We start from the raw sequence: 24,223 nt of genomic DNA, 5'->3' as shown, positions 1-24,223 counted from the left end.
GCGGATGGCTGTTTTGGGCAAAAATACCGCGCGCTGGTGCGGTCGATGGGTTCCGGTGTACGATCCGGCGGCGGAGGGCGCCACTATGCGTTGGCAGGCAGTTCTTGCAGTCATGGCGGTGATCGTGCCGATATCGGCGGCCGCCGCGCAGACAGAGCCCAGTGCATGTCCCTACACGCCAACCATCCTGGAAGCGGGCGACTTCCTGCTTGCCGAACCGGCGACGTTTCCGAATTTCTGGCGCGATCGTTACGGCGATGACGCCGCCTATCTGAAGATACGCTATGGCGGCCTCGGCTATGTCGAGGGCACAGCATTGCTGGCCGATCTGGAAAAACGGAGCCATCCGCCGCAGCGCATTGTCGAACTCAGGCTTGCCTATGCAAAACCCGCGGAGCGGGCGGCGATGATTGCAGCCATGCAACCGGCGCCCAACGCGAAGTCGATTCTGCCTCAGCTTGGGCTAGCTGCCTTCCACGTGCTTGTTACCGAGGATGGCGGCGATTGGCTGCTGGGCGAACTGGGGCGCTTGCAGACGTTGGATCTGGATCAGGCGGCAGACGTCGCCGAGACAATTGCGGGTGCGCTGTCCACTCTTGATGATTCGGCAAAGACTCAACTCGCCCAAAGGGCCGAGAATGCAGGCATTTGGCCGCTAGCTCTCTATATGCGGGCAGTCAAGGATGACCTCTCAGACTACGTCGCGTACCTCGACAAGCTTCCACCCCAGAAGGGCAATCGCACGGGCTCTATCCGCAATGCCCTTTACTCAGCCTATCTCCGCCCTTCCTTCGATATCTCCAAACAGCCAGCCGAAGTGCAGGCGCTTGACCATCAAACCGATATGGGGCCGGCTATCCGACAAATCGGGCAACTGATGAACTCTGCTCCTCAGGCCGCGATCTTGCTGCCCCTCGTGAACCAGACCGGCAACCTGAGCCTCGGCACAGCGGTGGCAGGGGCGATCAACGCGCAGATTGCCGCAAAACATCTCGATCCGATCAACAATCCCGATACGGTCACGGCAGCCATGCTCGACGGGATCGACTACGTTCTTGGCCGCCGCGACCGGGAGCATAATTTGCGCGACGCTCTGATCTCCGAAATGCAGGGCGAAACGGCGGAGTCGTTCATGGACAGGGCGTTAGCCCGGGTGATGTTGGCCTCCTTCATGCTAGACAATGGGGCCGAACCGCCACGTCGCCCGGATCTGCTCACAGCGACCTTCCTCTGGGAACAGTGGGTCGGATTGGCCGGGAAGCTGAAGACCGGCGAAGCCATCGCGCCGGAAGACCGAATCGCTGGGGCCGATCTCATGATCGCAGCCGACCGTCCTGCGGATGCGCTGGCCTTGCTGAAAACGGCCGGCGATTGGAAAACGGCAGTGCGGCGCTCTCATGAACTGGCGCTTAGGCTGGACCGCCGATGCGCCGACCTGCTGCGGTCTCCGCCGCCGCTTTCGCAATCACTCTACCGGTTCGAACCGCGCTAGAAAGTCGGTGAGGCGATACAGTGCGAACGCTTGACGCAAAGGCAGACGGCTGTTCGGCCGCCATTTTGCGATAAAATTACAACAATTCTTGCTGCAAACCCTATTTTAACCATATCGGGTTGAAATTTCGCCACCTTCTCCATCTTGGTGGGGGTGAGATTGTGCGGACGGCTTCCCCCCAGCCGGATCCGACGGAGGTTGACATGACTTTTTCGAGAAGCGGCCTGGTGGCCGTATCGCTGGCAGCGCTGTTTGCAAGCGGCTGTTCGACCTCGCGTTTTTCATCGATGGATGATCAGCAGCCGGCGCCGCTGCAGCCCGCGCCCGCCGGTACGGTGAGCGGAAGCCAGCTGCCGCCGCCGGCAGCGCCGGGCACAACCGACCCGTCGCAATTCCCGAACGCGCCGGCGGGCACGCAGGTCGCCTCGCTGCCGCCGGATGGATCGGCGCCTGCGGGCGCCACCGACCTCACCGCGGCCAGCGTCGCCGGCGTCTGGAACGCCAGCGTTTCGGGTCAGAGCTGCAAGGTGGCGACGCCGCAGACCAAATTCGGCGCCGGCTATCGCGCCGGACCGCTGCATTGCCCGGCGCCGATCGACGGCATCAAGTCGTGGAACGTCGCCGGCAAGCAGCTGACGCTCTATGACGAGAATGGCGGCACGCTGGCGCGGCTTTACTCATCGGGCGGTTCGAAATTCGACGGCCAGACTTCCACCGGTCTGCCGATTTCGCTTACAAGATAAGCTGCCTATCCCCAGTCAGCGACGTGACCGATGCATTTGCGTGACGGCCTCCAGACCCATGCGACCGTCAGGCAGCGCTACGACCATCTGGTCGACACCGGTGCCATCGAACGCGATCCGGCGCAGGAGCGAACCGCCGCCGCACTCGACCGGCTGACCGACGAGATCTCGGTCAAGCGGCTGGCGCAAAAGTCGAGCGCGCTCGGCTGGCTGTTTGCCCGCAAGCGCGAGACGCGCGAAGTCGTCAAAGGCCTCTACATCCATGGCGGCGTCGGCCGCGGCAAGACCATGCTGATGGACATGTTCTTCGAGTTGTTGCCGGTCCGGCGCAAGCGCCGTGTCCATTTCAACGACTTCATGGCCGATGTGCAGGACCGCATCCAGAAGCATCGGCAGGCGCGCAAGAACGGCGACGTCAAGGAGGACGACCCGATCCCGCCGGTAGCGCTGGCGCTCTCCGAACAGGCCTGGGTGCTGTGCTTCGACGAGTTTTCGGTCACCGACATTGCCGATGCGATGATCCTGTCGCGGCTGTTCTCGGCGCTGTTTGCCAATGGCGTAGTGCTGGTCGCAACCTCGAATGTCGCGCCGCAGGATCTCTATCGCGATGGGCTGAACCGCCAGCTCTTTTTGCCCTTCATCGGCATTCTCGAGCGCCACGCGCATGTGCTTTCGCTTGACGCGGACAAGGACTACCGGCTGGAAAAACTCGCCCGCACGCCGGTCTATGTCACGCCGGCAGATACCGAGGCCGACCGCGTGCTGGACGAGGCCTGGCAGGTGATGACACGGGGCGCGCCGGTCGCCGAAACGACCGTGGCGGTGAAGGGCCGCCAGGTGGTTGTACCGGCGGCCGCCGGCGACGCGGCGCGATTTTCCTTCGCCGACCTTTGCGAAAAGCCGCTTGGCGCGCGAGATTTCCTGGCCATTGCTGGCCGCTTCTCGACCATCTTCATCGATCACGTACCAGTGCTCGGCGAGGGACGACGCAACGAAGCCAAACGCTTCATCCTCCTGATCGACACGCTCTACGATCATCATGTGCGGCTGGTGGTGAGCGCCGAGGCCGCGCCGCCTGCGCTTTACACAGCCAAGCGCGGCAACGAAGTCTTCGAATTCGAACGCACGGCTTCGCGGCTCATCGAGATGCAGAGCCGCGACTGGCTGGAGGATTGGGCGGAAAGGCGGAAGGAGAAGGCGGCATTGGTTGGAGTGGAGCAGGCACAGGCCTGACACGGGGTCCAATAAGGTAGCGATCCTTCGCGCCCCTCTACAACTGATAGACATACATCACAAACCCCTCCGCCGGCCCATGCGGCTTGCGCGACTCATAAAGCGCGCGGGCCGGCGTGTTGTCCCGTTCGGTGCCGACCCAGGCTTCGCCGCAGCCCTGCTCGCGGCTGAGCGCGAACATGGCGTCGAGCATTTTGCGCGCTATGCCCTGGCGCTGGAAGGCCGGGGAGACGCCGACTTCGTCGATGTAGAGCTCGCTCACCTTATCGGGATGGCGGTGGATGACGGCGGCGCATTGACCGACGACGACACCATCTACCAGCGCGACAATCATCATATGACCTGATGAGGCGAGGTACGCGGCAAGCCTGTCAGGGCGCACGGGCTCGTCGAACACGTCTTCGGCGATCCGCTTCACAAGGGCGTCATCGCCGGCATAGAGTCTTCTGATTTCCATATTCATTGTGTAAAACCTCCCAAGTCGGCTCATAGACTTTGACGTTTACGTAAATCCCAGCGTTTCTAACCGATTGAAAATATTCAGCTTGAAATAATCGATTGAATATTTTTTCGACCGGAGCTACTGGATGCGGCGAAATCTCGCTGAGACCACAGCATTCCGGCCTCTTCCTCGACGCCGTCAACCAAGTCATCCAGGATTTGGGCGTCGTCACAGTCAAAGGGAAAATTTCCTCACATGGCACGCAACAAGATAGCGCTTATCGGCTCCGGCATGATCGGCGGCACGCTCGCCCACATGATCGGTCTCAAGGACCTCGGCGACGTGGTGCTGTTCGATATTGCCGAGGGCATTCCGCAAGGCAAGGGGCTCGATATCGCGCAGTCGTCGCCGGTCGACGGCTTCGATGCCAGGCTGACCGGCGTCAATGATTATGCCGGCATCGAGGGCGCCGACGTCTGCATCGTCACCGCCGGTGTGCCGCGCAAGCCGGGCATGAGCCGCGATGATCTGCTCGGCATCAACCTCAAGGTCATGGAACAGGTCGGCGCCGGGCTGAAGAAGTACGCGCCGAAGGCTTTCGTCATCTGCATCACCAACCCGCTCGACGCCATGGTGTGGGCGCTGCAGAAGTTTTCGGGCCTGCCCAAGACGCATGTCGTCGGCATGGCAGGCGTGCTCGACAGCGCGCGCTTCCGCTATTTCCTGGCCGAGGAATTCAAGGTCTCGGTCGAGGACGTCACCGCCTTCGTGCTCGGCGGCCACGGCGATTCCATGGTGCCGATGATCCGCTATTCGACGGTATCGGGCATTCCGCTGCCCGATCTCATCAAGATGGGCTGGACCTCGAAGGAAAAGCTCGACCAGATCGTCCAGCGCACCCGCGATGGCGGCGCCGAGATCGTCGGCCTGTTGAAGACCGGCTCGGCCTTCTACGCGCCGGCCGCCTCGGCCATCTCGATGGCTGAATCCTATCTCAAGGACAAGAAGCGCGTGCTGCCTTGTGCTGCGCATCTCTCGGGCCAGTATGGCGTCAAGGGCACCTATGTCGGCGTTCCCGTGGTGATCGGCGCCGGCGGCGTCGAGCGCATCATCGAGATCGACCTCAACAAGGCCGAGCAGAAGATGTTCGACGCTTCTGTCGCGACGGTGCAGGGCCTGACCGAGGCCTGCGTCAAGATCGCTCCGCACCTCGCCTCGAAGTGACCCTCAAGCCGTCGATCCGGAGACCATCCAAATGAACATCCATGAATATCAAGGCAAGGCGCTGCTGAAGAGCTTTGGCGCGCCGGTGGCCGAAGGCGTGCCGGTGTTCAAGGCGAGCGAGGCGGAAGCCGCCGCCAAGGCGCTGCCCGGTCCGCTCTATGTGGTGAAGAGCCAGATCCATGCCGGCGGCCGCGGCAAGGGCAAGTTCAAGGAGCTTGGCCCCGACGCCAAGGGCGGCGTGCGGCTGGCGAAGTCGGTCGCCGATGTCGTCGCCAACGCCAATGAGATGCTCGGCCACACGCTGGTGACCAAGCAGACGGGCCCGGCCGGCAAGCAGGTCAACCGCCTCTATATCGAGGACGGGGCCGATATCGAGCGCGAGCTCTACCTGTCGATCCTGGTCGACCGCGCGGTCGGCCGCATCGCTTTCGTCGTCTCGACCGAAGGCGGCGTGGACATTGAAGGTGTCGCCCACGACACGCCGGAAAAGATCATCACCCGCGCCATCGATCCGCTGGCCGGCGTGACGACCATCGATGTCGACATGTTGGTGCAAGCGCTGGGGCTCACCGGCGACGCCGCCAAGGATGCCGCCACGCTGTTCCCGATCCTCTACAAGGCCTTTGTCGAGAAGGACATGAGCCTGCTCGAGGTCAATCCGCTGATCGTGATGAAGAACGGCCGGCTGCGCGTGCTCGACGCGAAAGTGTCGTTCGACAACAATGCACTGTTTCGCCACCCCGAGCTGATGGAACTGCGCGACACCACCGAAGAGGACGAGAAGGAGATCGAGGCGTCGAAATACGACCTCGCCTATGTCGCGCTCGACGGCAATATCGGCTGCATGGTCAATGGCGCCGGTCTCGCCATGGCGACGATGGACATCATCAAGCTCTACGGCGCCGAGCCTGCCAACTTCCTCGATGTCGGCGGCGGCGCGTCGAAGGAGAAGGTGACGGCGGCGTTCAAGATCATCACCAAGGACCCTGCGGTGAAAGGCATTTTGATCAACATCTTCGGCGGCATCATGAAGTGCGACATCATCGCCGAGGGCGTCATTGCCGCGGTCAAGGAAGTCGGCCTGCAAGTGCCGCTGGTGGTGCGGCTCGAGGGTACCAATGCCGAACTCGGCAAGAAGATCATCAACGACAGCGGCTTGAACGTGGTGTCGGCCGATGACCTCGACGACGCAGCCAAGAAGATCGTGGCGGCGGTGAAGGGTTGAGCGGATGCGGCTGCTGCTGGCCATAACGCTGATCGGCATGGCCCTTTGGGCCAGCCCAGCGACTTCGGCCGAAGATCCGGCATCGCCTGCCTGGATCGGCAAGCGGGTCAATCTGTTCATGACTTTGTGTCCGGCGACAGCGCCGAGCTTCGGCAGGTTTAACGCTGCCGCCCGAGGGAATGGTTTTCGGCCGGACTTCAAGGGCCATCAGATTTATAAGGAAACGGAAATTGTTGCCTCGATCAGGAATGTTGGCGGCCAGTGCGACTGCCTGGTTTCGTTTGGCGCCGACAATCCGAAGCTTGCCGCCAATATGATCTTGAAGAGGCTGCTTTCCAAATACGGTAGCAGGTTTCAGGCAGACGATGATCCTGAATCCCTTGGACTGCTCAAGACGACCGACGGCGAACTGTCCGTTCAAGTCGTGACGACGCATGAGGCTAAGGGGCAATGGATCGGCGCTGTCGTTCACGGGAAGAAGCAATGCCCCGCTTGAATCCGCAACCCGCCAGAGGTCGATAAACGATGCCCCCGCGCAAGATAAACCTCGTCGAGGCGGCGGATCAGAAGATCAAGAAGGTCTTCGATCCGCATGTTGCCGGCGACGTCAACGACAGCCAGGCCAAGGTGGCCAAGTTCGGCGAGATCTTCGACTGGCATGCGCATGACCATGAGGACGAGGCCTTCCTGGTGCTGCGGGGCAGGATCGCCATCGATTTCCGCGACGGTCCGGTCGAGCTCGGCGAGGGCGACTTCATCGTCGTGCCTAAGGGCGTCGAGCATCGCCCGCGGTCGCTGACCGCGGAGCCGGTCGTCTTGATGTTCGAGCCGGCGACGACGCTCAACACCGGCAATGCCAAGAGCGACCTCACCGTCACCGATTTGAAGCGGCTCTGACCATGAACGCGGCGTCCTTCTCCTCACTCTCGCCCGATCACCAGCGCCTGCAGGCGCTGGTTGGCGCGTGGAGCGGCGAGGAAGAGGTGGCGGAAACACAATGGGCCGATGGCGGCACGGCGACGTCGGATGTGCTGGCAGAGGCACAGTTCGGCGGTCTGTTCGTGGTGCAGCGCTATCGCCAGCGCCGCGATGGCACGATCTCGTTCGGCTCGCACAATTTGTTCGGCTTCGACCAGCAAAATAGTGTCGTCACGATGCACCAGTTCGATTCGATGGGCTTTGTGCCGGCGTCGCCGGCCACGGGTTCATGGAACGGCAGCGAGCTGGTCCTGGAGCGGTCGTCGCCGCGCGGCGCCGCGCGTGTGACCTATATTTTCGACAATGCCGATGCCTACCGCATGCGACTGCATTTCAAACCTGCCGGCAGCGACAGCTGGCAAGACATGGTGAGCGGCGTCTACCGGCGCGTCTCGCCTTCCTCGATCAACGGTTTTTAGAAAAGGGCTCCGATGTCCATTCTCATCGACAAGAACACCAAGGTGCTGGTGCAGGGCCTGACCGGCAAGACCGGCACGTTCCACACCGAACAGGCGCTGGCCTATCACGGCACCAAGATGGTGGGCGGCATCCATCCCAAGAAGGGTGGCGAGACCTGGACCGGATCGAAAGGCGAGAGCCTGCCGATCTTTGCTTCGGTTGCCGAAGGCAAGGAAAAGACCGGCGCCAACGCTTCGGTTGTCTATGTGCCGCCGGCGGGCGCGGCCGAAGCGATCATCGAGGCGATCGAGGCCGAGATCCCGCTGATCGTCTGCATCACCGAAGGCATTCCGGTCATGGACATGGTCAGAGTCAAGGCGCGGCTCGACCGCTCGACCTCGCGGCTGCTCGGGCCGAACTGTCCGGGCGTGCTTACCCCCGACGAATGCAAGATCGGCATCATGCCCGGAAGCATCTTCCGCAAGGGCTCGGTCGGCGTTGTTTCGCGTTCGGGAACGCTTACCTATGAGGCAGTGTTCCAGACCACCAATGTCGGCCTCGGCCAGACCACCGCCGTCGGCATCGGCGGCGATCCGGTCAAAGGCACCGAGTTCATCGACATGCTCGAAATGTTCCTCGCCGACGACGAGACCAAATCGATCATCATGATCGGCGAGATCGGCGGTTCGGCCGAGGAAGACGCCGCGCAGTTCCTCAAGGACGAGGCCAAGCGCGGCCGCAAGAAACCGATGGCGGGCTTCATCGCCGGGCGCACCGCGCCGGCCGGCCGCACCATGGGCCACGCAGGCGCGGTCATTTCCGGCGGCAAGGGCGGCGCGGAAGACAAGATCGCGGCGATGGAATCGGCCGGCATCAAGGTTTCGCCATCGCCGGCACGGCTAGGCACGACGCTGGTCGAGGCGATCAAGGGGTAGGCCAAGGAGTAGGCAAGGTAGAGGAGGGCCGTTTGGCCCGATGATGATGAAGCGCTTGTTCGGCTCAGCTAAATCCCCGACCTACCGCCCCGCGGTCGCTGCTGCAGTGGCGTCGGGGATGGATGAGCCGGGTTCGCTCGTGGAGGAAAGAGACGTCGGACTTCAGTCTCTATTCCTGGGGTTCGAGCGGATTGCGTCCAGATGTGGAGCGAGAGCCAAGTTCGAAGCGCTGGATCATTTGCTGACGGAGACCGGTTGGCGAACGACCAACAGCGGCAACCACGAAGAGCGGTTTTTGGAATATTCCGCCTTGGGCAGAATGTTGCAAGCTCGTTCGATTTCGTGGCTTGAGTTACCTGATCGGGATCCGCTTTCAGCCGGATTTTTGAAAGCAAAATCTCTAAGCGAGAGCTATTTTACACCAGATCAATACACCCGCGAAATCAGTGACAATTTCTACACAAGCCGATCCGGCAGAAGCACGGCGCGCCTTTGGGGGTGCCTTCATTCCGATGCGCTGTCGTTCAAAATGATCCTGCAGGCTGAACTGTCGGAGGTGTTCGGTGGTCAGGCTCTTGATTTCTGCCGCGCAGACGCCATCGCACGGGAATTTATTGACGACAAAAATGGTGGTCACTGGAGATTTCTTAGCTTGGGAGATGCGTCGTGGAGCATCGACGCAAGCCGAGGATCCGGGGGACGTTCCACTTTCGACATGTCGCTTTCGGCGATGAAGTTCGGGGAAAAACGCCGGTCAGGCTCGGGATGGAAACTGCCCGAGCTTTTCATGTCGATTTCACAAGACGACTGCAACCCGTAGGCGCTTCCAAGGAAGCTGACAGGTACACCCAATGGCACGACAAGACCAAGCTAACGACCAGTTTTCGCTCACCTCTTTCCTCTATGGCGGCAATGCCGACTATATCGACGCGCTCTATGCGTCCTATGAGGACGATCCGGAGTCCGTCAATCCCGAATGGCAGGACTTCTTTGCGGCGCTGAAGGACGACGCCGGCGATGTGCGCAAGAACGCCAAGGGCGCCTCCTGGGCAAAGCCCTCCTGGCCATTGCAGGCCAATGGCGAACTGGTGTCGGCGCTCGACGGCAATTGGGGCCTGGTCGAGAAGACGGTCGAAAAGAAGGTCAAGGACAGAGCGGTCACTAACGGCGTCGTGCTGTCGGATGCCGACGTGCACCAGGCGACGCGCGATTCGGTGCGCGCCATCATGATGATCCGCGCCTACCGCATGCGCGGCCATCTGCATGCCAATCTCGATCCGCTCGGCATCGCCAAGCCGCTCGAGGACTATAACGAGCTGTCGCCGGAAAATTACGGCTTTACATCAGCCGACTACGACCGGCCGATCTTCCTCGACAATGTGCTGGGCCTCGAATTCGGCACCATCCGGCAGATGCTGGAGATTCTCACCCGCACCTATTGCTCGACGCTCGGCGTCGAGTTCATGCACATCTCCGATCCCGAGGAGAAGGCCTGGATCCAGGCCCGCATCGAAGGCACCGACAAGGAGATCTCGTTCACCGCCGCCGGCAAGAAGGCGATCCTGCAGAAGCTGGTCGAGGCCGAAGGTTTCGAGCAGTTCATCGACGTCAAGTACAAGGGCACCAAGCGCTTCGGCCTCGATGGCAGCGAAGGGCTGATCCCGGCGCTGGAGCAGATCATCAAGCGGGGCGGCCAACTTGGCATGAAGGAGATCGTGCTCGGCATGGCGCATCGCGGTCGGCTCAACGTGCTCAGCCAAGTGATGGCCAAGCCGCACCGCGCCATCTTCCACGAGTTCAAGGGCGGCTCGGCCGCCCCCGATGAGGTCGAAGGTTCGGGCGACGTGAAGTACCATCTCGGCGCCTCGTCCGACCGCGAGTTCGACGGCAACAAGGTGCATCTGTCCTTGACCGCCAATCCCTCGCATCTGGAAATCGTCGATCCGGTGGTGATGGGCAAGGCGCGGGCCAAGCAGGACTATCTGTTCGGCCGCAGCCGCGAGGAGATCGTGCCGCTGGAGGAACGCGCCAAGGTGCTGCCGCTGCTCTTGCATGGCGACGCCGCTTTTGCCGGCCAGGGCGTGATCGCCGAAATCCTCGGCCTGTCGGGCCTGCGCGGCCACCGCGTCGCCGGCACGCTGCATTTCATCATCAACAACCAGATCGGCTTTACCACCAATCCGCGCTTCTCGCGCTCGTCGCCCTATCCGTCCGACGTCGCCAAGATGATCGAGGCGCCGATCTTCCACGTCAATGGCGACGATCCGGAAGCCACGGTCCATGCCGCCAAGGTGGCGATCGAATTCCGCATGAAGTTCCACAAGCCGGTCGTGGTCGACATGTTCTGCTATCGCCGTTTCGGCCACAATGAGGGCGACGAGCCGTCCTTCACCCAGCCGATCATGTACGCCAACATCCGCAACCATAAGACGACGGTGCAGATCTATGGCGACCGGCTGATCGCCGAAGGCCATATCACCCAGGCCGAGCTCGACAAGATGAGGGCCGACTGGCGCGCCCATCTGGAGCAGGAATGGGACGTCGGCCAGCACTACAAGCCCAACAAGGCCGACTGGCTGGACGGCGCCTGGTCGGGTCTGCGCACGGCCGACAACCAGGACGAACAGCGCCGCGGCAAGACCGCCGTGCCGGTCAAGGTGCTGAAGGACATCGGCAAGAAGCTGACCGAGGTGCCGAAGGGTTTCGAAGCGCACAAGACCATCATCCGCTTCCTCGAAAACCGCCGCCAGGCGATCGACTCCGGCGAAGGCATCGACTGGTCGACGGCCGAGGCGCTGGCCTTCGGCGCCATCCTGCTCGACGGCAATCCGATCCGGCTGTCGGGCCAGGATTCGGAACGCGGCACCTTCTCGCAGCGCCATTCGGTGCTCTACGACCAGCGCGACGAGACCCGCTATATCCCGCTCAACAATCTGTCGGCGGCGCAGGCGGGCTACGAAGTCATCAACTCGATGCTTTCGGAAGAGGCGGTGCTCGGCTTCGAATATGGCTACAGCCTGGCCGAGCCGAAGGCGCTGACCTTGTGGGAAGCGCAGTTTGGCGATTTTGCCAACGGCGCCCAGGTGGTGTTCGACCAGTTCATTTCGTCGGGCGAACGCAAGTGGCTCAGAATGTCGGGTCTCGTCTGTCTGTTGCCGCATGGCTATGAGGGCCAGGGTCCGGAACATTCCTCGGCCCGGCTCGAGCGCTTCCTGCAGCTTTGCGCCGAAGACAATATGCAAGTCGCCAACTGCACGACGCCGGCTAACTACTTCCACATCTTGCGCCGGCAGCTGAAGCGAGACTTCCGCAAGCCGCTGATCCTGATGACGCCGAAGTCGCTGCTGCGCCACAAGCGGGCGGTGTCGACGCTGCCGGAGATTTCGGGCGAAAGCTCGTTCCACCGGCTGCTTTGGGACGATGCCCAGCTGTTGCAGAACCAGGCGATCAAGCTCACCAAGGATTCCAAGATCCGCCGCGTCGTGCTGTGCTCGGGCAAGGTCTATTACGACCTTTACGAGGAGCGCGAGAAGCGCGGCATCAACGACATCTATCTGCTGCGCGTCGAACAGCTCTACCCGTTCCCGGCCAAGGCGCTGATCACAGAACTGTCGCGTTTCCGTAACGCCGAGATGGTGTGGTGCCAGGAAGAGCCCAAGAACATGGGCGCCTGGTCGTTCATCGATCCGTATCTGGAATGGGTGCTGGCGCATATCGACGCCAAGCACCAGCGGGTGCGCTACACCGGCAGGCCGGCGGCGGCATCGCCGGCGACCGGCTTGATGTCCAAGCATCTGGCACAGCTCGCCGCCCTGCTCGAAGACGCGCTCGGCGAATAAAGAACAGAACAGAGAAAGAAACGGACAGGCACAATGGCTACCGAAATCCGCGTTCCCACTCTCGGCGAATCCGTCACCGAGGCGACCATCGGCAAATGGTTCAAGAAGGTCGGCGATGCCATTGCCGTCGACGAGCCGCTGGTCGAGCTCGAAACCGACAAGGTGACGGTGGAAGTGCCTGCCGCTGCTGCCGGCACGCTGGGCGAGATCGCCGCCAAGGAAGGCGAGACGGTCGGTGTCGGCGCTTTGCTTGGGATGATCTCGGCAGGCGGCGCTGCCGCCGCGGCTCCGGCAAGCAAGCAGGAGACCAAGTCGGTGGCGCAGGCGTCGAGCCCGGACGCCGCGCATACCACCAAGCAGGCCGCGGCAGAGACCGCCAAGATCGCCGGCGATGCCGGCACGGTCGAGCCGCGCTCGATGCCGCCGGCGCCGGCCGCAGCCAAACTAATCGCGGAACACAATCTGTCGGTCGACCAGGTCTCCGGCTCTGGCAAGCGCGGCCAGGTGCTGAAGGGCGACGTGCTCGACGCGATTTCCAAGGGCGCGCCGTCGCAGCCGGCGGAAATGCCGAAGGCTGCACCGGCGCCGGTCGCAGTGCGGGCGCCGTCTTCGGGCGACGATGCCTCGCGCGAAGAGCGCGTGCGCATGACCAAGCTGCGCCAGACCATTGCGCGCCGGCTGAAGGAAGCGCAGTCGACCGCCGCCATGCTGACCACCTTCAACGAGGTCGACATGTCCGCGGTGATGGCGCTCCGGACCAAGTACAAGGATATCTTCGAGAAGAAGCACGGCGTGAAGCTTGGCTTCATGGGCTTCTTCACCAAGGCGGTGACGCACGCGCTGAAGGAGATCCCGGCGGTCAATGCCGAGATCGACGGCACCGACATCATCTACAAGAATTTTGCCCATGTCGGCGTTGCCGTCGGCACAGAAAAGGGCCTCGTCGTGCCGGTTGTGCGCGACGCCGACCAGATGTCGATTGCCGAGATCGAGAAGGAGATCGGCCGGCTGGGCGTTGCCGCGCGCGACGGCAAGCTGTCGGTGGCGGACATGCAGGGCGGCACCTTCACCATCTCCAACGGAGGTGTCTACGGCTCGCTGATGTCGACGCCGATCCTCAACGCGCCGCAGTCGGGCATTTTGGGGATGCACAAGATCCAGGACCGGCCGGTCGTTGTCGGCGGCCAGATCGTGATCAGGCCGATGATGTATCTGGCGCTGAGCTACGATCACCGCATCGTCGACGGCAAGGAAGCCGTGACCTTCCTGGTGCGCGTCAAGGACAGCCTGGAAGATCCGGAGCGGCTGGTGCTCGACCTCTGAGTGATCCGGAATGGCCGAACCTGCCCCGCCGATAGATCTGTTCGAGCTTCTGACGACAGGCTGTGCGGGTCCTCTCGAACTCGGCAAAAGCAGCCGTGAGACGGTTCGAGAACTGATCGACGCGGAGGATGTGCGAACTGACAATCATTTTCGCCACGGGGACACCGAATCTGCTTGGTGCATATACGGCACGAATTGCGAATTCTTCTTCAGCCCCGATTTTCGCTTGCGGTCGATCAGCATCGAACCCGTCTTCGGAAGATTGCAACCGAGCGGAATGATGGCGACCTGGCATGGCCATCTGGATGTCGATGTTGGTCGGTATCCCGTGACTTTTGCAGGCACCAAACCGATAGCCATTTGTACCTTGCCCAAGGCGTTGCAGTTCCTCAACGAAAGCGACCTCAAATTGGCAATCGGCGGCGGTCGCGAGCGCGACGTTTATATCGAGCTGGCGGAGAGTTCTCGCATCTTGACCCTCAAATACGAGGTGAATGCGATTCCGGTCGACGGGAATGAAAACGTTGCATTCGAGATAGACTATTTTCTTTCGACCGTTTTCATCGTCGATCAAGCTGTTCAAGGCGACTAGCTATGACGATCCGTTCTCTCTTGTCCGAAAGCCTGTCGACCTCGTCGATAGCGGTCGGCATGGCAATGATCCCGGCCGCCGCCCACGCCGCCTGTCCGCTGGCGCTCGCCGTTTATGGCGATGCCGAGAGCGATGCAGGTATCGATTTTCGGCCGACGATGGACGCGGCCACCGTCACCAACTCGCTCAAGATGGTGCTCGACAAGGGCGTCGTGCTCGACGGCATCGTCATGTGGACCGATGGGGTTTCGCGGCCGCACGGATCGCTGATGTACAAATGCCCGACGGGTGACGTGACCGGGGACGAGCTTGCCGCCTGCACGGTGTGGCAGGGCGTCGTCTACAGCGCCGACGACAAGGGCAACATTGAGCTGTTGGCGGCTGAAGGCACGGACGCGCCGCACAGCCTGATCTTCCCCGATCTCGGGCCGTCGCTGCAGATGTCGTCGGCCTTCGGGACCAAGGGGTTTTCGAAACTGCCGTGGGACGTGTTTCTGCTGAAAGGTTGCCAGGAATGAGCGCGGCGCAAAAGGTGCTGTTCGTCACCGGCGGCAGCCGCGGCATCGGCGCCGCCATCTGCCGGCTGGGCGCCGCCTCCGGGTACCGCGTCGCGATCAACTATGCCTCGAACAAGACTGCCGCCGACGCGGTGGTCGCCGAAATCAAGGCGGCGGGCGGCGAGGCTATCGCGGTCAAAGGCGATGTTGGCAACGAAGGCGATGTCGTTGCTATGTTTGAGGCGGTGGACCGCGCCTTTGGCCGGCTCGACGCCTTCGTCAACAATGCCGGCATCGTCGACGTCAAGGCGCGTGTCGACGAGATGAGTGCCGAGCGTGTCGAGCGCATGATGCGCATCAACGTCACCGGGTCTTTCGTCTGCGCCCGCGAGGCGGTCAAGCGTATGTCGACCCGGCATGGTGGCAAGGGCGGCGCCATTGTCAATATCTCCTCGGCGGCCGCGAGGCTCGGTGCGCCCGGCGAATACGTCGACTACGCCGCGTCCAAGGGCGCGATGGACACTCTCACTGTCGGGCTGGCGCGCGAGGTGGTGAGCGAGGGCGTCCGCGTCAACGCCGTCAGCCCGGGCATCACCGAGACCGAAATCCATGCCTCCGGTGGTCAGCCCGACCGGGTGGCCCGGATGCAGGACATGCTGCCGATGAAACGCGCCGGCACCGCCGATGAAGTCGCGCATGCCGTTCTCTATCTTTTGTCGGATGAAGCGTCCTATACGACGGGCGCGATCCTGAATGTCAGCGGCGGCCGCTGAGCCCCAAGCAAAAGGGAAACAAACATGGCTTATGACGTCGTTATCATCGGCTCCGGACCGGGCGGCTATGTCTGCGCCATCAAGGCGGCGCAGCTTGGGCTGAAGGTGGCCGTGGTCGAGAAGAACGCCACCTTCGGCGGCACCTGCCTTAACATCGGCTGCATTCCGTCCAAGGCGCTGCTCCATGCCTCCGAGATGTTCGCCGAGGCCGGCCATTCCTTCGATACGCTGGGCGTCGAGATACCGGCGCCGAAACTCAATCTGAAGAAGATGATGGCGCACAAGGACGCGACCGTTTCGGCCAACGTCAATGGCGTTGCCTTCCTGTTCAAGAAGAACAAGATCGATAGTTTCCGCGGCACCGGCAAGGTGGTCGCCGCCGGCAAGGTGTCGGTGACGGCTGAGGACGGGAAGGTCGAGGAGATCGAGACCAAGAACATCGTCATTGCCACCGGCTCCGACGTCGCCGGCATTCCCGGCGTCAAGGTCGACATCGACGAGAAGGTGATCCTGTCGTCGACCGGCGCGCTGTCGCTGGAGAAAGTGCCTGGCCATCTGGTGGTGGTCGGTGGCGGCGTCATCGGGCTGGAGCTCGGCTCGGTCTGGGCGCGGCTCGGCGCCAAGGTCACGGTGGTTGAGTTCCTCGACACCATTCTGGGCGGCATGGACGGCGAGGTTTTGAAGCAGTTCCAGCGGCTGCTGTCGAAGCAAGGTTTCGAGTTCAAGCTTGGCGCCAAGGTCACCGGTGTCGCCAAGGCCAAGAAGGGCGCCACCGTTACCTTCGAGCCGGTCAAGGGCGGAGCGGCCGAGACCATCGAGGCCGACGCGGTGCTGATCTCGACGGGACGCCGCGCCTATTCGGACAGCCTCGGGCTGAAGGAGGCTGGCGTCGAGGTCGACGAGCGCGGCCGGGTCAAGACCGACGGCCATCTCAGGACCAACGTCGCCGGCATCTACGCCATCGGCGATGTCATCGCCGGACCGATGCTGGCGCACAAGGCCGAGGATGAAGGCGTGGCGGTGGCCGAGACCATTGCCGGCCAGGCCGGCCATGTGAACTACGATGTCATCCCGAGCGTCGTCTACACCAGCCCGGAAATCGCTTCGGTCGGCAAGACCGAGGAGGAGCTGAAGAAGGCCGGCATCGACTACAAGATCGGCAAATTCCCGTTCACCGCCAACGGCCGCGCGCGCGCCATGTTGCACACGGACGGCTTCGTGAAGATCCTCGCCGACAAGGCCAGCGACCGCGTGCTCGGCGTCCACATTGTCGGCTTCGGCGCCGGCGAGATGATCCACGAGGCGGCGGTGCTGATGGAGTTCGGCGGCTCGTCGGAAGATCTCGCCCGCACCTGCCACGCCCACCCGACCATGTCGGAAGCGGTCAAGGAAGCGGCGCTGGCAACATTCTTCAAGCCCATTCATATCTAGCCTGTGGGACCGACCGCCGGTGACGAAGGCGCGGACAATCCGCGGCCAATCGCCAGCGTTGCGGCTTGACGATCCTCTCTCGAGTTCAGCCCCAAAACAAAACGGCCCGCTTTTCAGCGGGCCGTTCTTCGTTGAAATCAGGGACCTGATTACTGGGCCGGTGCGGGCGCCGGGGCCGGAGCAGGCGCGGGAGCCGGGGCTGGTGCCGGAGCGGGCTCAGGCGCAGGTGCAGGAGCAGGAGCCGGTTCGGCGGGCTTCATCGGCTCAGCCGGTGCAGGCGCGGGCGCCGGTGTGCTGGCTGCCGGCGGCTCGGCGGGTGCCGGATGCTCGCCGCTTCGTCCGAAAACATAGTACGCGACAATGGCCAGGATAACTACGACAAGCGCAATGAGCCAGCCGCTGCCACCGCCCGATCTGGGCGATGGGCCTGGGTCGTTAGGGTTCGCCATAAAAGTGTCCTCCGTGGATGAAAAGCATCAAACAACACCCATCAACGCGCAACCGTTGAACGGGTTTCATACTAGGCCTGGAAATCGCCGAACGCAGGATAATTCTGATTCGCAACCGCTCGGTGGCCTGTATTTCCCCCGCAAAATCAATCACGAATGGGTAGAAACGAGCTTAGCTGGCCTTTTCCGCCAAAAATAGGGCCAACCGCCTCCGCCTTGCGAATCAGTTGCGGTCCCCAACAGAGCCGGGACCTTGCGTGATTCGGCACAGGGTGAGAGTGCGGCTCAGTCGACGGCGGTGACGGTATAGCCCGCTTTGCGAAAATCCTCGACCAGGCCTTCGGGGCCGGGAAGATGCAGGGCGCCGACCGCCATGAAGGCGTTGCCCTTGGCCAGGATCGGCCGGGCATGATCGACCATCACCTTGTTGCGGTCGGTGATCATGGCCTGATCGAAGGCGGCGTACCCCGCGGCGTCCTCTTCTTCGCCTGGGGACATTGAACGCAGAAGCGGCCAGAATGTGCCGGTGTCGCCGCGCTGGTAGAGCACGATCATGGTTTCGTTGATGTCGTTTATCTTGTCGCCAAGCTTCAGGGTCTCGACCAGCCCCTTGATGTGAAAGGCGAGCGGCAGCGAAGCCATGGCACGGAGTTGGCCGGCGGCGGTCTCCAACCCCTCCACCGGCTTTCCATTAGCCTTGGCGTCCTCAGCCAGTTTGACGTCGAGGACCGGAGCGCCGCCGGCCTGGCGGGCGACCTCGCAGACCGGCAGCGCGACCATTGCCGACAGCAGCCACGGATTCATCTTGGAGACGGTCGCCGGCGGAATGCCGCGTGCATCGAGCCCCTTGTTCACCACCGCCGCATCCTCCGGCGACAGCAGCGAGGACAGCGTTGTGCTGTCGGTGAACATCATCAACTCGGGTTCCTTGAGCATGGCCTCCATCATCTTCTGCTTGTCGAGCACGTCGGTGGTCTCGATGATGATGGTACCGGCGGCGTCGTAGGCCCGCTTGGCGGCCGGCGGCAGCGTGGTCACGCGCGGGTCGGTCATGTGCATGGTGCCGAACAGGAAGGATGGCTTTTCGCCTGATTTTTCCAGCTTCCACAACAGGCCCTTGCCGTTCGGCGTCGCCGCCGCTTCCGTCTCGATCCTGGCATAGGTGGCGGGATCGTCTTTCTGCAGGGCCGACAGCAGATCGGCGCCGGTGCAGACCGGGGCTTCGGCGTGCGCCTTGCCCATGGCAAGCAGCAGCACGACGAGGAAAGACAGGAAAAACAGCGCGTTGAGCGCGACAAGCAGCTTCAGCGACGCGAGGGCCGCGCGGTCGGCGATGGCAATGGCGCGTTTCATGATCGCCTTTCTAGGACCGAAAAGCGGCGAAACGGTTAACCAGCACGGCGAAATTGGAGGGTTCACGCCCTTGGATGCGCGGACTCATAGATTTCGAGCAGCCTTGCGGTATCGACGCCGGTGTAGACCTGCGTCGTCGACAGGCTGGCATGGCCGAGCAGCTCCTGGATGGTGCGCAAATCGCCGCCACGGCCGAGCAGATGCGTGGCGAAGGAGTGGCGCAAGGCATGCGGCGTCGCGGTATCCGGAAGGTTGAGCGCCGAGCGCAGTTTGGCCATGTCGCGCTGGACGATGGCCGGATTGAGCGGTCCGCCACGGGCGCCGCGAAACAAGAGGCCCTTGGGGTCGAGATGATAGGGGCACAGTTTGCGGTATTCGGCGATGGCCCTGAGTGCCACCGGCAGCACCGGCACCAGCCGGGTCTTGCCGCCCTTTCCGGTGACGCGCAGCACGGTGTCGGCTTCCGACGCCAGGTCGGCAGCGCTGAGGCCAAGTGCCTCGGAAATGCGCAGGCCGGACCCATAGAGCAGCGTCAGCACGGCGGCATTGCGGGCGGCGATCCAGGGCTCCTCCGCCAACTGGCCTTCCACCGAGACGACATGTTTGGCGTCGCTCGCGGTCAGCGGCTTTGGCAGCGATTTCGGCTGGCGCGGCGCGCGCAGCGCTGCCGCACCGGCGGCATTGGCGAGGCCGCGCCGCTCGAGGAAGCGCAGCAGCGAGCGAATGCCGGCAAGACCCCGGCCGAGCGTACGAGCGCCGGCGCCGGCGTTGCGCCGCGCGGCGAGAAAGCCGCGCAGGTCGGCGGGACGCAGCGCGGCGATGTCGGAGATGCCCGGCGAACCGCCGCAATGTCCGGTCAGGAAATGCAGGAACTGTCTGGTATCGCGCTCATAGGCTTCGACCGTCGCCGGCGACAGCCTGCGCTCGCGCGTCAGCATCTTCAGCCAGCTCTCGCGCGCTGCCTGGAGGTCGGGTTTTGCCGGAATGAGGAATTCCTGCATCAGGGTTCGGATCCTACGCCTTTGCGCATCAGGCCACCATCCTGCGACGGCGAGGTTAGGAAGCGGTGAAGAGCCCGTCATTGGGATGACAACTGGAAATGACAACCGAGCGATCATTGAAATGACGCCGGGGCGGCGTTAGAGCAAGGCAAAGGATGTCAACCATGTCGAAGCCTCAGAACCCCGTCCAGATGGCCGTGATCGGCGCTGCCCATGGCATCAAGGGCGAGCTCAGGGTCAAAACCTTCACCGGGGAGCCGCTGGCCCTGGCTGACTATGGGCCGCTCTACGCCAAGGACGGCCGCGCCTTCCAGATCATCGACATAAGGCCGGCCAATACTGTCGTCGTGGTGCGCTTCAAGGGCATTGCCGACCGCAACGCCGCCGAGGCGCTGGCCGGCACGGAACTGTTCGTCGACCGCTCGATGCTGCCTGACGATGGTGAGGAGGATGAATTCTACCACGCCGATCTCGTCGGGCTCGAGGTGCGGGACGAAACGGGTGCGGTGCTGGGCAAGGTGGTAGCCGTGCACAATTTCGGCGGCGGCGACATTCTCGATGTCACGCTTGCCGGGCGCAAAGGCGTGCTGATCCCGTTCACCCAGGCCGCCGTGCCGCAGGTGGCGGTCGCCGAAGGTTATGTCCGCGTCGACCCGGCTGCGGCCGGGCTGCTTGAGGACGAGGATGGTGGCGGCCCGCGCGACGAGGAGTTCAATCCCAAAGGCAGGCCACGCGGACCGCGCGACGCCGGGGGCAACCGGTGACCTTCAAGGCTTCGGTGCTGACGCTCTATCCCGAGATGTTTCCGGGCGGGCTCGGCCTGTCGCTGGCCGGGCGAGCGCTGGAGGCGGGGACCTGGTCGCTGGAAACGATCCAGATCCGCGACTTCGCCGAGGACAAACACCGCACCGTCGACGATACGCCGGCCGGTGGCGGCGCCGGCATGGTCATGCGCGCCGACGTGCTGGCCAAGGCCATCGACCACACATCGCCGGCCGGCGATTCGCGCCCGAAACTGCTGATGAGCCCGCGCGGCAAACCGCTGACGCAGGCGCGTATCCGCGAGCTTGCCGCCGGGCCGGGCGCCGTCATCGTCTGTGGCCGCTTCGAAGGCGTCGACCAGCGATTGATCGAGGCGCGTGGACTGGAAGAGGTTTCCATCGGCGACTTCATCCTCTCCGGCGGCGAGCCGGCAGCACTGGTGCTGCTCGACGCCGTGGTGCGGCTGCTGCCGGGCGTCATGGGCAATGCGGTGTCGGGCGAGGAAGAAAGCTTTGAAAACGGCCTGCTTGAACATCCGCACTACACCCGGCCGCAGGAATTTGAGGGCCGGCCGATCCCCGACGTGCTGGTGTCCGGCAATCACAAGAAGATCGCCGCATGGCGGCGCGCGGAGTCCGAGAAGCTGACCAGGGAGCGGCGGCCGGATTTGTTTGGCGCTTCGCCTCAGCCCTTGGTGAAGTAATAGAAGGCCAGGAACAGGCCGACGGCGATGACGAAGCCGCGTACCGCGTTTTGCGGCACGCGCTTGGCGATCCAAACGCCGGCATAGCCGCCGAGCGCGCCACCGGGGATCATGACGATCGCCTGCGGCCAGGCCACGACGCCGCCGGAGACGAAGACGATGATCGCCACCGCCGCGATGACCACGGCCAGCATGTTCTTCAGCGCGTTCAGCCGGTGGTAGTCGCCGGCCTGGGTCAGGCCCAGCGTCGCCAGCATCATCACGCCCATGCCGGCGCCGAAGAAGCCGCCGTAAACGGCGGTGAGGAACTGCGCCAGCGATCCGGCGAGCGAGCCGACCGAGGCCTCGTGCCCCGGTTTGGGCGCCGGCTTCAGCCACGGCCCGGCGGCGAATAGTGCGGTGGCGGCGAGCAGCAGCCACGGCACCATGAGCCTGAAAGACGGGTTGGACAGCGCCAGAAGGATGAAGGCGCCCGCCAGCGCGCCGGCCGCCGAGATCAGGCAAAGCAGCAGCGCGCCGCGCCAGAAATGTTTGATGTCGGTCCAGTAGGCGAGCGTCGAGGTGATGTAGCCAGGGAATTGCGTTACCGAGGAGGTGGCGTTGGCGACGATGGGCGGCACGCCGACCAGGCTCATGGCGCCGAAAGTGATGAAGGTGCCGCCGCCGGCGACCGCATTGCATGCGCCAGATAGAAAGCCTGCCGCAAACAGCAGGACTGCGTCGAGAACGGACATGTCGAAAATTGTCATGAGAACGGCGCCGGGAAACAATGCTTCGCGCGGCTTTAGGAAGCTTGAAGGGTCGGCGCAACCCCGTACTGGACGATTGCGTGGTGGCATGCGACCAAAAAAGACAGGGCCAAGGCGTGACAAGTGAGCGAAATAGCTGTATCTGCCCGCCCGAACCGGAAGAAAAATCTGCCGGGCCCGTCAACAATGACGGTGTAGTCGCCCCTGCCCAATGTTTCGAAGACAGATGTCTCGGAGACAAAGGGCATAGCCGAGCGGTCAATGGAACTGCAAGGCGAGTGTCGGACGCTCTGACTGTCGGAAGAACAAGAAGTGGATTACTGACATGGATATCATCCGTCAGCTCGAGGCCGAACAGGCCGCCAAGATCGAAGCCAAGCGCAAGCTTCCCGAATTCCAGCCCGGCGACACCGTGCGCGTCCAGGTCCGCGTGACCGAGGGCACCCGCACCCGCGTCCAGGCCTATGAAGGCGTCGTCATCGCCCGCTCGGGCGCCGGCTTCCAGGAAAACTTCACCGTCCGCAAGATCTCCTATGGCGAAGGCGTCGAGCGCGTGTTCCCGGTCTTCTCGCCGATGGTCGAAGGGGTCGAGATCGTCCGCCGCGGCAAGGTGCGCCGCGCCAAGCTCTATTATTTGCGCGACCGTCGCGGCAAGTCGGCCCGTATTTCGGAAAACACCGGCGTGCGCGCCCGCAAGCTGAACGATGAGGAGCGCGACGCGCTGAACGCCGAGAAGGCCCGCATTGAGGCCGAGAAGGTAGCCGCCGCCCAGGCGCTGGCAGCCGAGACGGCCGCCAAGGAAGCCGCCGAGAAGAAGGCCGCCGACGAGGCTGAAGCCGCAGCCAAGGCCGCCGCGGAAGCCACCCCGGCCGAGTAAGATCTCGACCAAGGATTTTGAAAAGGCGGCTTCGGCCGCCTTTTTTCGTTTCACCAGACTGTGAGCGATTCAGCCGCTAAAAATCGGACTGGGCGATTGACTCTATATTATCTTGTGTACTAAATAATCGTGCACAAGCAAATTGGAGATACGACATGGCACTCTACACGACTCAGGCTCGCGTCACCGGTGGTCGCGCCGGCCACGGCGAGACCAGCGACGGCCTGCTCAAGGTCGACCTCGCTTTGCCCAGGGAACTGGGTGGATCGGGTGGCGCCACCAATCCCGAGCAGCTGTTCGCGGTCGGCTATGCCGCCTGCTTCGAAAGCGCCATCCGCTTCGTTGCGCGCAAGCAGAAGCTGCCGCTGACCGATGCGTCGGTGACCTCCACCGTCAGCCTGCTTCCCCATGGCGAAGGCTTCAAACTCGGTGTCGCCCTCGCCGCGGAGACGAAAGGCCTTGATCAGGCAGAGGCGGAAGCGCTTGTATCGGCGGCGCATCAGATTTGCCCGTATTCCAATGCGATCAAGGGCAATGTCGAGGTGGCGCTTTCGACTGTGGCGCTTCCGGCAAAGGCAGCATGACGACCAAGACCGAAACCGGAGCTAGCGACGTCCCGGCGGACACCGCCGGGACGATCGCTGTTCCGCGCCTCGACCAGCAGCTCTGCTTCGCGCTCTATTCGGCGAGCGGGCTGATGACCAAGCTCTACCGCCCGCTGCTCGACCCGCTCGGCCTGACCTATCCGCAATATCTGGCGATGCTGGCGCTGTGGCAGCACGCGCCGAGCACTGTCGGCGAGCTTGGCGAGGCGCTGGGGCTCGATTCGGCGACGCTGACGCCGCTGCTCAAGCGGCTCGAGGTAGGTGGCCTGGTCACCCGGCGGCGCGATCCGGCCGACGAGCGTCGCGTGCTGGTAGAACCCACGGCACAAGGGCAGGCGCTGCGCGCCCGTATCAAGGATGTGTCCGCAGGCGTTGCCTGTGCCATGCCGCTCGAGGTCGACGAACTGAAGTCGCTGCACCGGACCTTGACCGGGTTTGTCACTAAGTTGCGTGACGCAACGTCAACATCCTGACCGTCATTTGACGGTTTCCCTTATGTCTGGGAGCGGCCTGGTTTGCCGCGGCGGATCACGGAATAAATGCCGGCCACAAGGCGTTCTAAAACCGCGGCGGCTAGGGGCATTGAAATCCTGCTTTC

General features: G+C 63.1%; 25 protein-coding genes. 21 read left to right on the top strand and 4 right to left on the bottom strand.

All coding sequences use genetic code 11. The features are described from left to right. The first annotated feature begins 4 nt into the window (after positions 1-4). The 3 genes from ACWTU9_RS27560 (at position 5) to zapE (ending at position 3,468) form a co-directional block, all read left to right on the top strand. A complete protein-coding gene (locus ACWTU9_RS27560; protein ID WP_455861072.1) occupies positions 5-1,492 on the top strand; it encodes a hypothetical protein in 1,488 nt (495 codons plus the stop codon). A gap of 203 nt (positions 1,493-1,695) precedes the next feature. After that, positions 1,696-2,235: an AprI/Inh family metalloprotease inhibitor gene (locus ACWTU9_RS27555; protein ID WP_454575582.1), complete on the top strand. Its 540-nt coding sequence runs from the start codon at positions 1,696-1,698 to the stop codon at positions 2,233-2,235. Positions 2,236-2,265: 30 nt separating this feature from the next. Further along, complete coding sequence (gene zapE, locus ACWTU9_RS27550; protein ID WP_455861071.1) at positions 2,266-3,468, top strand: cell division protein ZapE; 1,203 nt, start codon at positions 2,266-2,268, stop codon at positions 3,466-3,468. Between the two features lie 37 nt (positions 3,469-3,505). Here the strand turns inward: zapE and ACWTU9_RS27545 are convergent, their stop codons facing one another. Then, a complete protein-coding gene (locus ACWTU9_RS27545) occupies positions 3,506-3,931 on the bottom strand; it encodes an N-acetyltransferase family protein (protein WP_455861070.1) in 426 nt (141 codons plus the stop codon). A 234-nt stretch (positions 3,932-4,165) separates the two neighbouring features. Between ACWTU9_RS27545 and mdh the strand changes: the two genes are divergently transcribed. The 13 genes from mdh (at position 4,166) to lpdA (ending at position 17,126) form a co-directional block, all read left to right on the top strand. After that, positions 4,166-5,134, top strand: a complete 969-nt coding sequence (mdh, locus tag ACWTU9_RS27540; RefSeq protein ID WP_455861069.1) for a malate dehydrogenase — start codon at positions 4,166-4,168, stop codon at positions 5,132-5,134. A 31-nt stretch (positions 5,135-5,165) separates the two neighbouring features. Further along, the gene (sucC, locus tag ACWTU9_RS27535) at positions 5,166-6,359 is read left to right on the top strand and encodes an ADP-forming succinate--CoA ligase subunit beta (RefSeq protein WP_455861068.1); all 1,194 of its coding nucleotides are present in this window, start codon (positions 5,166-5,168) and stop codon (positions 6,357-6,359) included. A 4-nt stretch (positions 6,360-6,363) separates the two neighbouring features. Beyond that, positions 6,364-6,855 (top strand): hypothetical protein, encoded by a 492-nt coding sequence (locus ACWTU9_RS27530; RefSeq protein WP_455861067.1) that lies wholly within the window; start codon positions 6,364-6,366, stop codon positions 6,853-6,855. A 29-nt stretch (positions 6,856-6,884) separates the two neighbouring features. Next, the gene (locus ACWTU9_RS27525; RefSeq protein WP_455861066.1) at positions 6,885-7,256 is read left to right on the top strand and encodes a cupin domain-containing protein; all 372 of its coding nucleotides are present in this window, start codon (positions 6,885-6,887) and stop codon (positions 7,254-7,256) included. Between the two features lie 2 nt (positions 7,257-7,258). Further along, positions 7,259-7,756, top strand: a complete 498-nt coding sequence (locus ACWTU9_RS27520; protein WP_455861065.1) for a DUF1579 family protein — start codon at positions 7,259-7,261, stop codon at positions 7,754-7,756. 12 nt (positions 7,757-7,768) lie between these two features. Further along, the gene (gene sucD, locus ACWTU9_RS27515; protein WP_455861064.1) at positions 7,769-8,671 is read left to right on the top strand and encodes a succinate--CoA ligase subunit alpha; all 903 of its coding nucleotides are present in this window, start codon (positions 7,769-7,771) and stop codon (positions 8,669-8,671) included. Positions 8,672-8,711: 40 nt separating this feature from the next. Next, positions 8,712-9,491 (top strand): hypothetical protein, encoded by a 780-nt coding sequence (locus tag ACWTU9_RS27510; protein ID WP_455861063.1) that lies wholly within the window; start codon positions 8,712-8,714, stop codon positions 9,489-9,491. Between the two features lie 31 nt (positions 9,492-9,522). After that, positions 9,523-12,510 (top strand): 2-oxoglutarate dehydrogenase E1 component, encoded by a 2,988-nt coding sequence (locus tag ACWTU9_RS27505; RefSeq protein ID WP_455861062.1) that lies wholly within the window; start codon positions 9,523-9,525, stop codon positions 12,508-12,510. A gap of 33 nt (positions 12,511-12,543) precedes the next feature. Continuing rightward, the gene (gene odhB / locus ACWTU9_RS27500; protein ID WP_455861061.1) at positions 12,544-13,833 is read left to right on the top strand and encodes a 2-oxoglutarate dehydrogenase complex dihydrolipoyllysine-residue succinyltransferase; all 1,290 of its coding nucleotides are present in this window, start codon (positions 12,544-12,546) and stop codon (positions 13,831-13,833) included. Positions 13,834-13,843: 10 nt separating this feature from the next. Next, positions 13,844-14,425, top strand: coding sequence for a hypothetical protein (locus tag ACWTU9_RS27495; RefSeq protein WP_455861060.1), 582 nt, complete (start codon positions 13,844-13,846; stop codon positions 14,423-14,425). 65 nt (positions 14,426-14,490) lie between these two features. Continuing rightward, entirely contained in the window at positions 14,491-14,943 is a 453-nt protein-coding gene (locus ACWTU9_RS27490; protein WP_455861115.1) for a hypothetical protein, read from the top strand. Beyond that, entirely contained in the window at positions 14,940-15,695 is a 756-nt protein-coding gene (locus ACWTU9_RS27485) for an SDR family oxidoreductase (protein WP_455861059.1), read from the top strand. Before ACWTU9_RS27490 ends, ACWTU9_RS27485 begins: the two co-directional genes overlap by 4 nt. Before the next feature lie 24 nt (positions 15,696-15,719). Further along, positions 15,720-17,126 (top strand): dihydrolipoyl dehydrogenase, encoded by a 1,407-nt coding sequence (gene lpdA / locus ACWTU9_RS27480; protein ID WP_455861058.1) that lies wholly within the window; start codon positions 15,720-15,722, stop codon positions 17,124-17,126. Positions 17,127-17,860: 734 nt separating this feature from the next. On the opposite strand, the gene ACWTU9_RS27475 is transcribed toward lpdA, so the two are convergent. Together ACWTU9_RS27475 and ACWTU9_RS27470 are read right to left on the bottom strand one after the other, a co-directional pair. Next, entirely contained in the window at positions 17,861-18,928 is a 1,068-nt protein-coding gene (locus ACWTU9_RS27475) for a TraB/GumN family protein (RefSeq protein WP_455861057.1), read from the bottom strand. A 62-nt stretch (positions 18,929-18,990) separates the two neighbouring features. Next, entirely contained in the window at positions 18,991-19,929 is a 939-nt protein-coding gene (locus ACWTU9_RS27470) for a tyrosine recombinase XerC (protein WP_455861056.1), read from the bottom strand. A 164-nt stretch (positions 19,930-20,093) separates the two neighbouring features. On the opposite strand from ACWTU9_RS27470, the gene rimM reads away from it, so the two are divergent. After that, positions 20,094-20,693, top strand: coding sequence for a ribosome maturation factor RimM (gene rimM, locus ACWTU9_RS27465; RefSeq protein ID WP_455861055.1), 600 nt, complete (start codon positions 20,094-20,096; stop codon positions 20,691-20,693). After that, positions 20,690-21,394, top strand: a complete 705-nt coding sequence (trmD, locus tag ACWTU9_RS27460; protein WP_455861054.1) for a tRNA (guanosine(37)-N1)-methyltransferase TrmD — start codon at positions 20,690-20,692, stop codon at positions 21,392-21,394. Before rimM ends, trmD begins: the two co-directional genes overlap by 4 nt. Here the strand turns inward: trmD and ACWTU9_RS27455 are convergent. Continuing rightward, positions 21,376-22,128, bottom strand: a complete 753-nt coding sequence (locus ACWTU9_RS27455; RefSeq protein ID WP_455861114.1) for a sulfite exporter TauE/SafE family protein — start codon at positions 22,126-22,128, stop codon at positions 21,376-21,378. The genes trmD and ACWTU9_RS27455 overlap by 19 nt on opposite strands. 340 nt (positions 22,129-22,468) lie before the next feature. Between ACWTU9_RS27455 and rplS the strand changes: the two genes are divergently transcribed. The 3 genes from rplS (at position 22,469) to ACWTU9_RS27440 (ending at position 24,098) form a co-directional block, all read left to right on the top strand. Then, the gene (gene rplS / locus ACWTU9_RS27450) at positions 22,469-23,020 is read left to right on the top strand and encodes a 50S ribosomal protein L19 (protein WP_142867183.1); all 552 of its coding nucleotides are present in this window, start codon (positions 22,469-22,471) and stop codon (positions 23,018-23,020) included. A gap of 155 nt (positions 23,021-23,175) precedes the next feature. Beyond that, positions 23,176-23,604 carry an organic hydroperoxide resistance protein gene (locus ACWTU9_RS27445; RefSeq protein WP_455861053.1) on the top strand — a complete coding sequence of 143 codons (429 nt, stop codon included), beginning with the start codon at positions 23,176-23,178 and terminating at the stop codon, positions 23,602-23,604. Next, positions 23,601-24,098, top strand: coding sequence for a MarR family winged helix-turn-helix transcriptional regulator (locus ACWTU9_RS27440; RefSeq protein ID WP_455861052.1), 498 nt, complete (start codon positions 23,601-23,603; stop codon positions 24,096-24,098). Before ACWTU9_RS27445 ends, ACWTU9_RS27440 begins: the two co-directional genes overlap by 4 nt. Positions 24,099-24,223: the final 125 nt, after the last annotated feature.

The sequence above is a fragment of the Mesorhizobium sp. 128a genome, from assembly GCF_053848025.1.
This window is presented reverse-complemented; position numbering and strand designations above follow the sequence as displayed.

What these genes read in the sequence shown, in the direction of transcription:
- rplS (WP_142867183.1), top strand. Translation starts at nt 22,469, where the DNA reads ATGGATATCATCCGTCAGCTCGAGGCCGAACAGGCCGCCAAGATCGAA.
- ACWTU9_RS27490 (WP_455861115.1), top strand. Translation starts at nt 14,491, where the DNA reads ATGATCCCGGCCGCCGCCCACGCCGCCTGTCCGCTGGCGCTCGCCGTT.
- ACWTU9_RS27475 (WP_455861057.1), bottom strand. Translation starts at nt 18,928, where the DNA reads ATGAAACGCGCCATTGCCATCGCCGACCGCGCGGCCCTCGCGTCGCTG.
- ACWTU9_RS27555 (WP_454575582.1), top strand. Translation starts at nt 1,696, where the DNA reads ATGACTTTTTCGAGAAGCGGCCTGGTGGCCGTATCGCTGGCAGCGCTG.
- odhB (WP_455861061.1), top strand. Translation starts at nt 12,544, where the DNA reads ATGGCTACCGAAATCCGCGTTCCCACTCTCGGCGAATCCGTCACCGAG.
- zapE (WP_455861071.1), top strand. Translation starts at nt 2,266, where the DNA reads ATGCATTTGCGTGACGGCCTCCAGACCCATGCGACCGTCAGGCAGCGC.
- sucD (WP_455861064.1), top strand. Translation starts at nt 7,769, where the DNA reads ATGTCCATTCTCATCGACAAGAACACCAAGGTGCTGGTGCAGGGCCTG.
- rimM (WP_455861055.1), top strand. Translation starts at nt 20,094, where the DNA reads ATGTCGAAGCCTCAGAACCCCGTCCAGATGGCCGTGATCGGCGCTGCC.
- ACWTU9_RS27545 (WP_455861070.1), bottom strand. Translation starts at nt 3,931, where the DNA reads ATGAATATGGAAATCAGAAGACTCTATGCCGGCGATGACGCCCTTGTG.
- ACWTU9_RS27530 (WP_455861067.1), top strand. Translation starts at nt 6,364, where the DNA reads ATGCGGCTGCTGCTGGCCATAACGCTGATCGGCATGGCCCTTTGGGCC.
- ACWTU9_RS27495 (WP_455861060.1), top strand. Translation starts at nt 13,844, where the DNA reads ATGGCCGAACCTGCCCCGCCGATAGATCTGTTCGAGCTTCTGACGACA.
- lpdA (WP_455861058.1), top strand. Translation starts at nt 15,720, where the DNA reads ATGGCTTATGACGTCGTTATCATCGGCTCCGGACCGGGCGGCTATGTC.
- ACWTU9_RS27510 (WP_455861063.1), top strand. Translation starts at nt 8,712, where the DNA reads ATGATGATGAAGCGCTTGTTCGGCTCAGCTAAATCCCCGACCTACCGC.
- ACWTU9_RS27440 (WP_455861052.1), top strand. Translation starts at nt 23,601, where the DNA reads ATGACGACCAAGACCGAAACCGGAGCTAGCGACGTCCCGGCGGACACC.
- ACWTU9_RS27520 (WP_455861065.1), top strand. Translation starts at nt 7,259, where the DNA reads ATGAACGCGGCGTCCTTCTCCTCACTCTCGCCCGATCACCAGCGCCTG.
- sucC (WP_455861068.1), top strand. Translation starts at nt 5,166, where the DNA reads ATGAACATCCATGAATATCAAGGCAAGGCGCTGCTGAAGAGCTTTGGC.
- ACWTU9_RS27470 (WP_455861056.1), bottom strand. Translation starts at nt 19,929, where the DNA reads ATGCAGGAATTCCTCATTCCGGCAAAACCCGACCTCCAGGCAGCGCGC.
- mdh (WP_455861069.1), top strand. Translation starts at nt 4,166, where the DNA reads ATGGCACGCAACAAGATAGCGCTTATCGGCTCCGGCATGATCGGCGGC.
- ACWTU9_RS27455 (WP_455861114.1), bottom strand. Translation starts at nt 22,128, where the DNA reads ATGTCCGTTCTCGACGCAGTCCTGCTGTTTGCGGCAGGCTTTCTATCT.
- ACWTU9_RS27525 (WP_455861066.1), top strand. Translation starts at nt 6,885, where the DNA reads ATGCCCCCGCGCAAGATAAACCTCGTCGAGGCGGCGGATCAGAAGATC.
- ACWTU9_RS27445 (WP_455861053.1), top strand. Translation starts at nt 23,176, where the DNA reads ATGGCACTCTACACGACTCAGGCTCGCGTCACCGGTGGTCGCGCCGGC.
- ACWTU9_RS27485 (WP_455861059.1), top strand. Translation starts at nt 14,940, where the DNA reads ATGAGCGCGGCGCAAAAGGTGCTGTTCGTCACCGGCGGCAGCCGCGGC.
- ACWTU9_RS27505 (WP_455861062.1), top strand. Translation starts at nt 9,523, where the DNA reads ATGGCACGACAAGACCAAGCTAACGACCAGTTTTCGCTCACCTCTTTC.
- ACWTU9_RS27560 (WP_455861072.1), top strand. Translation starts at nt 5, where the DNA reads ATGGCTGTTTTGGGCAAAAATACCGCGCGCTGGTGCGGTCGATGGGTT.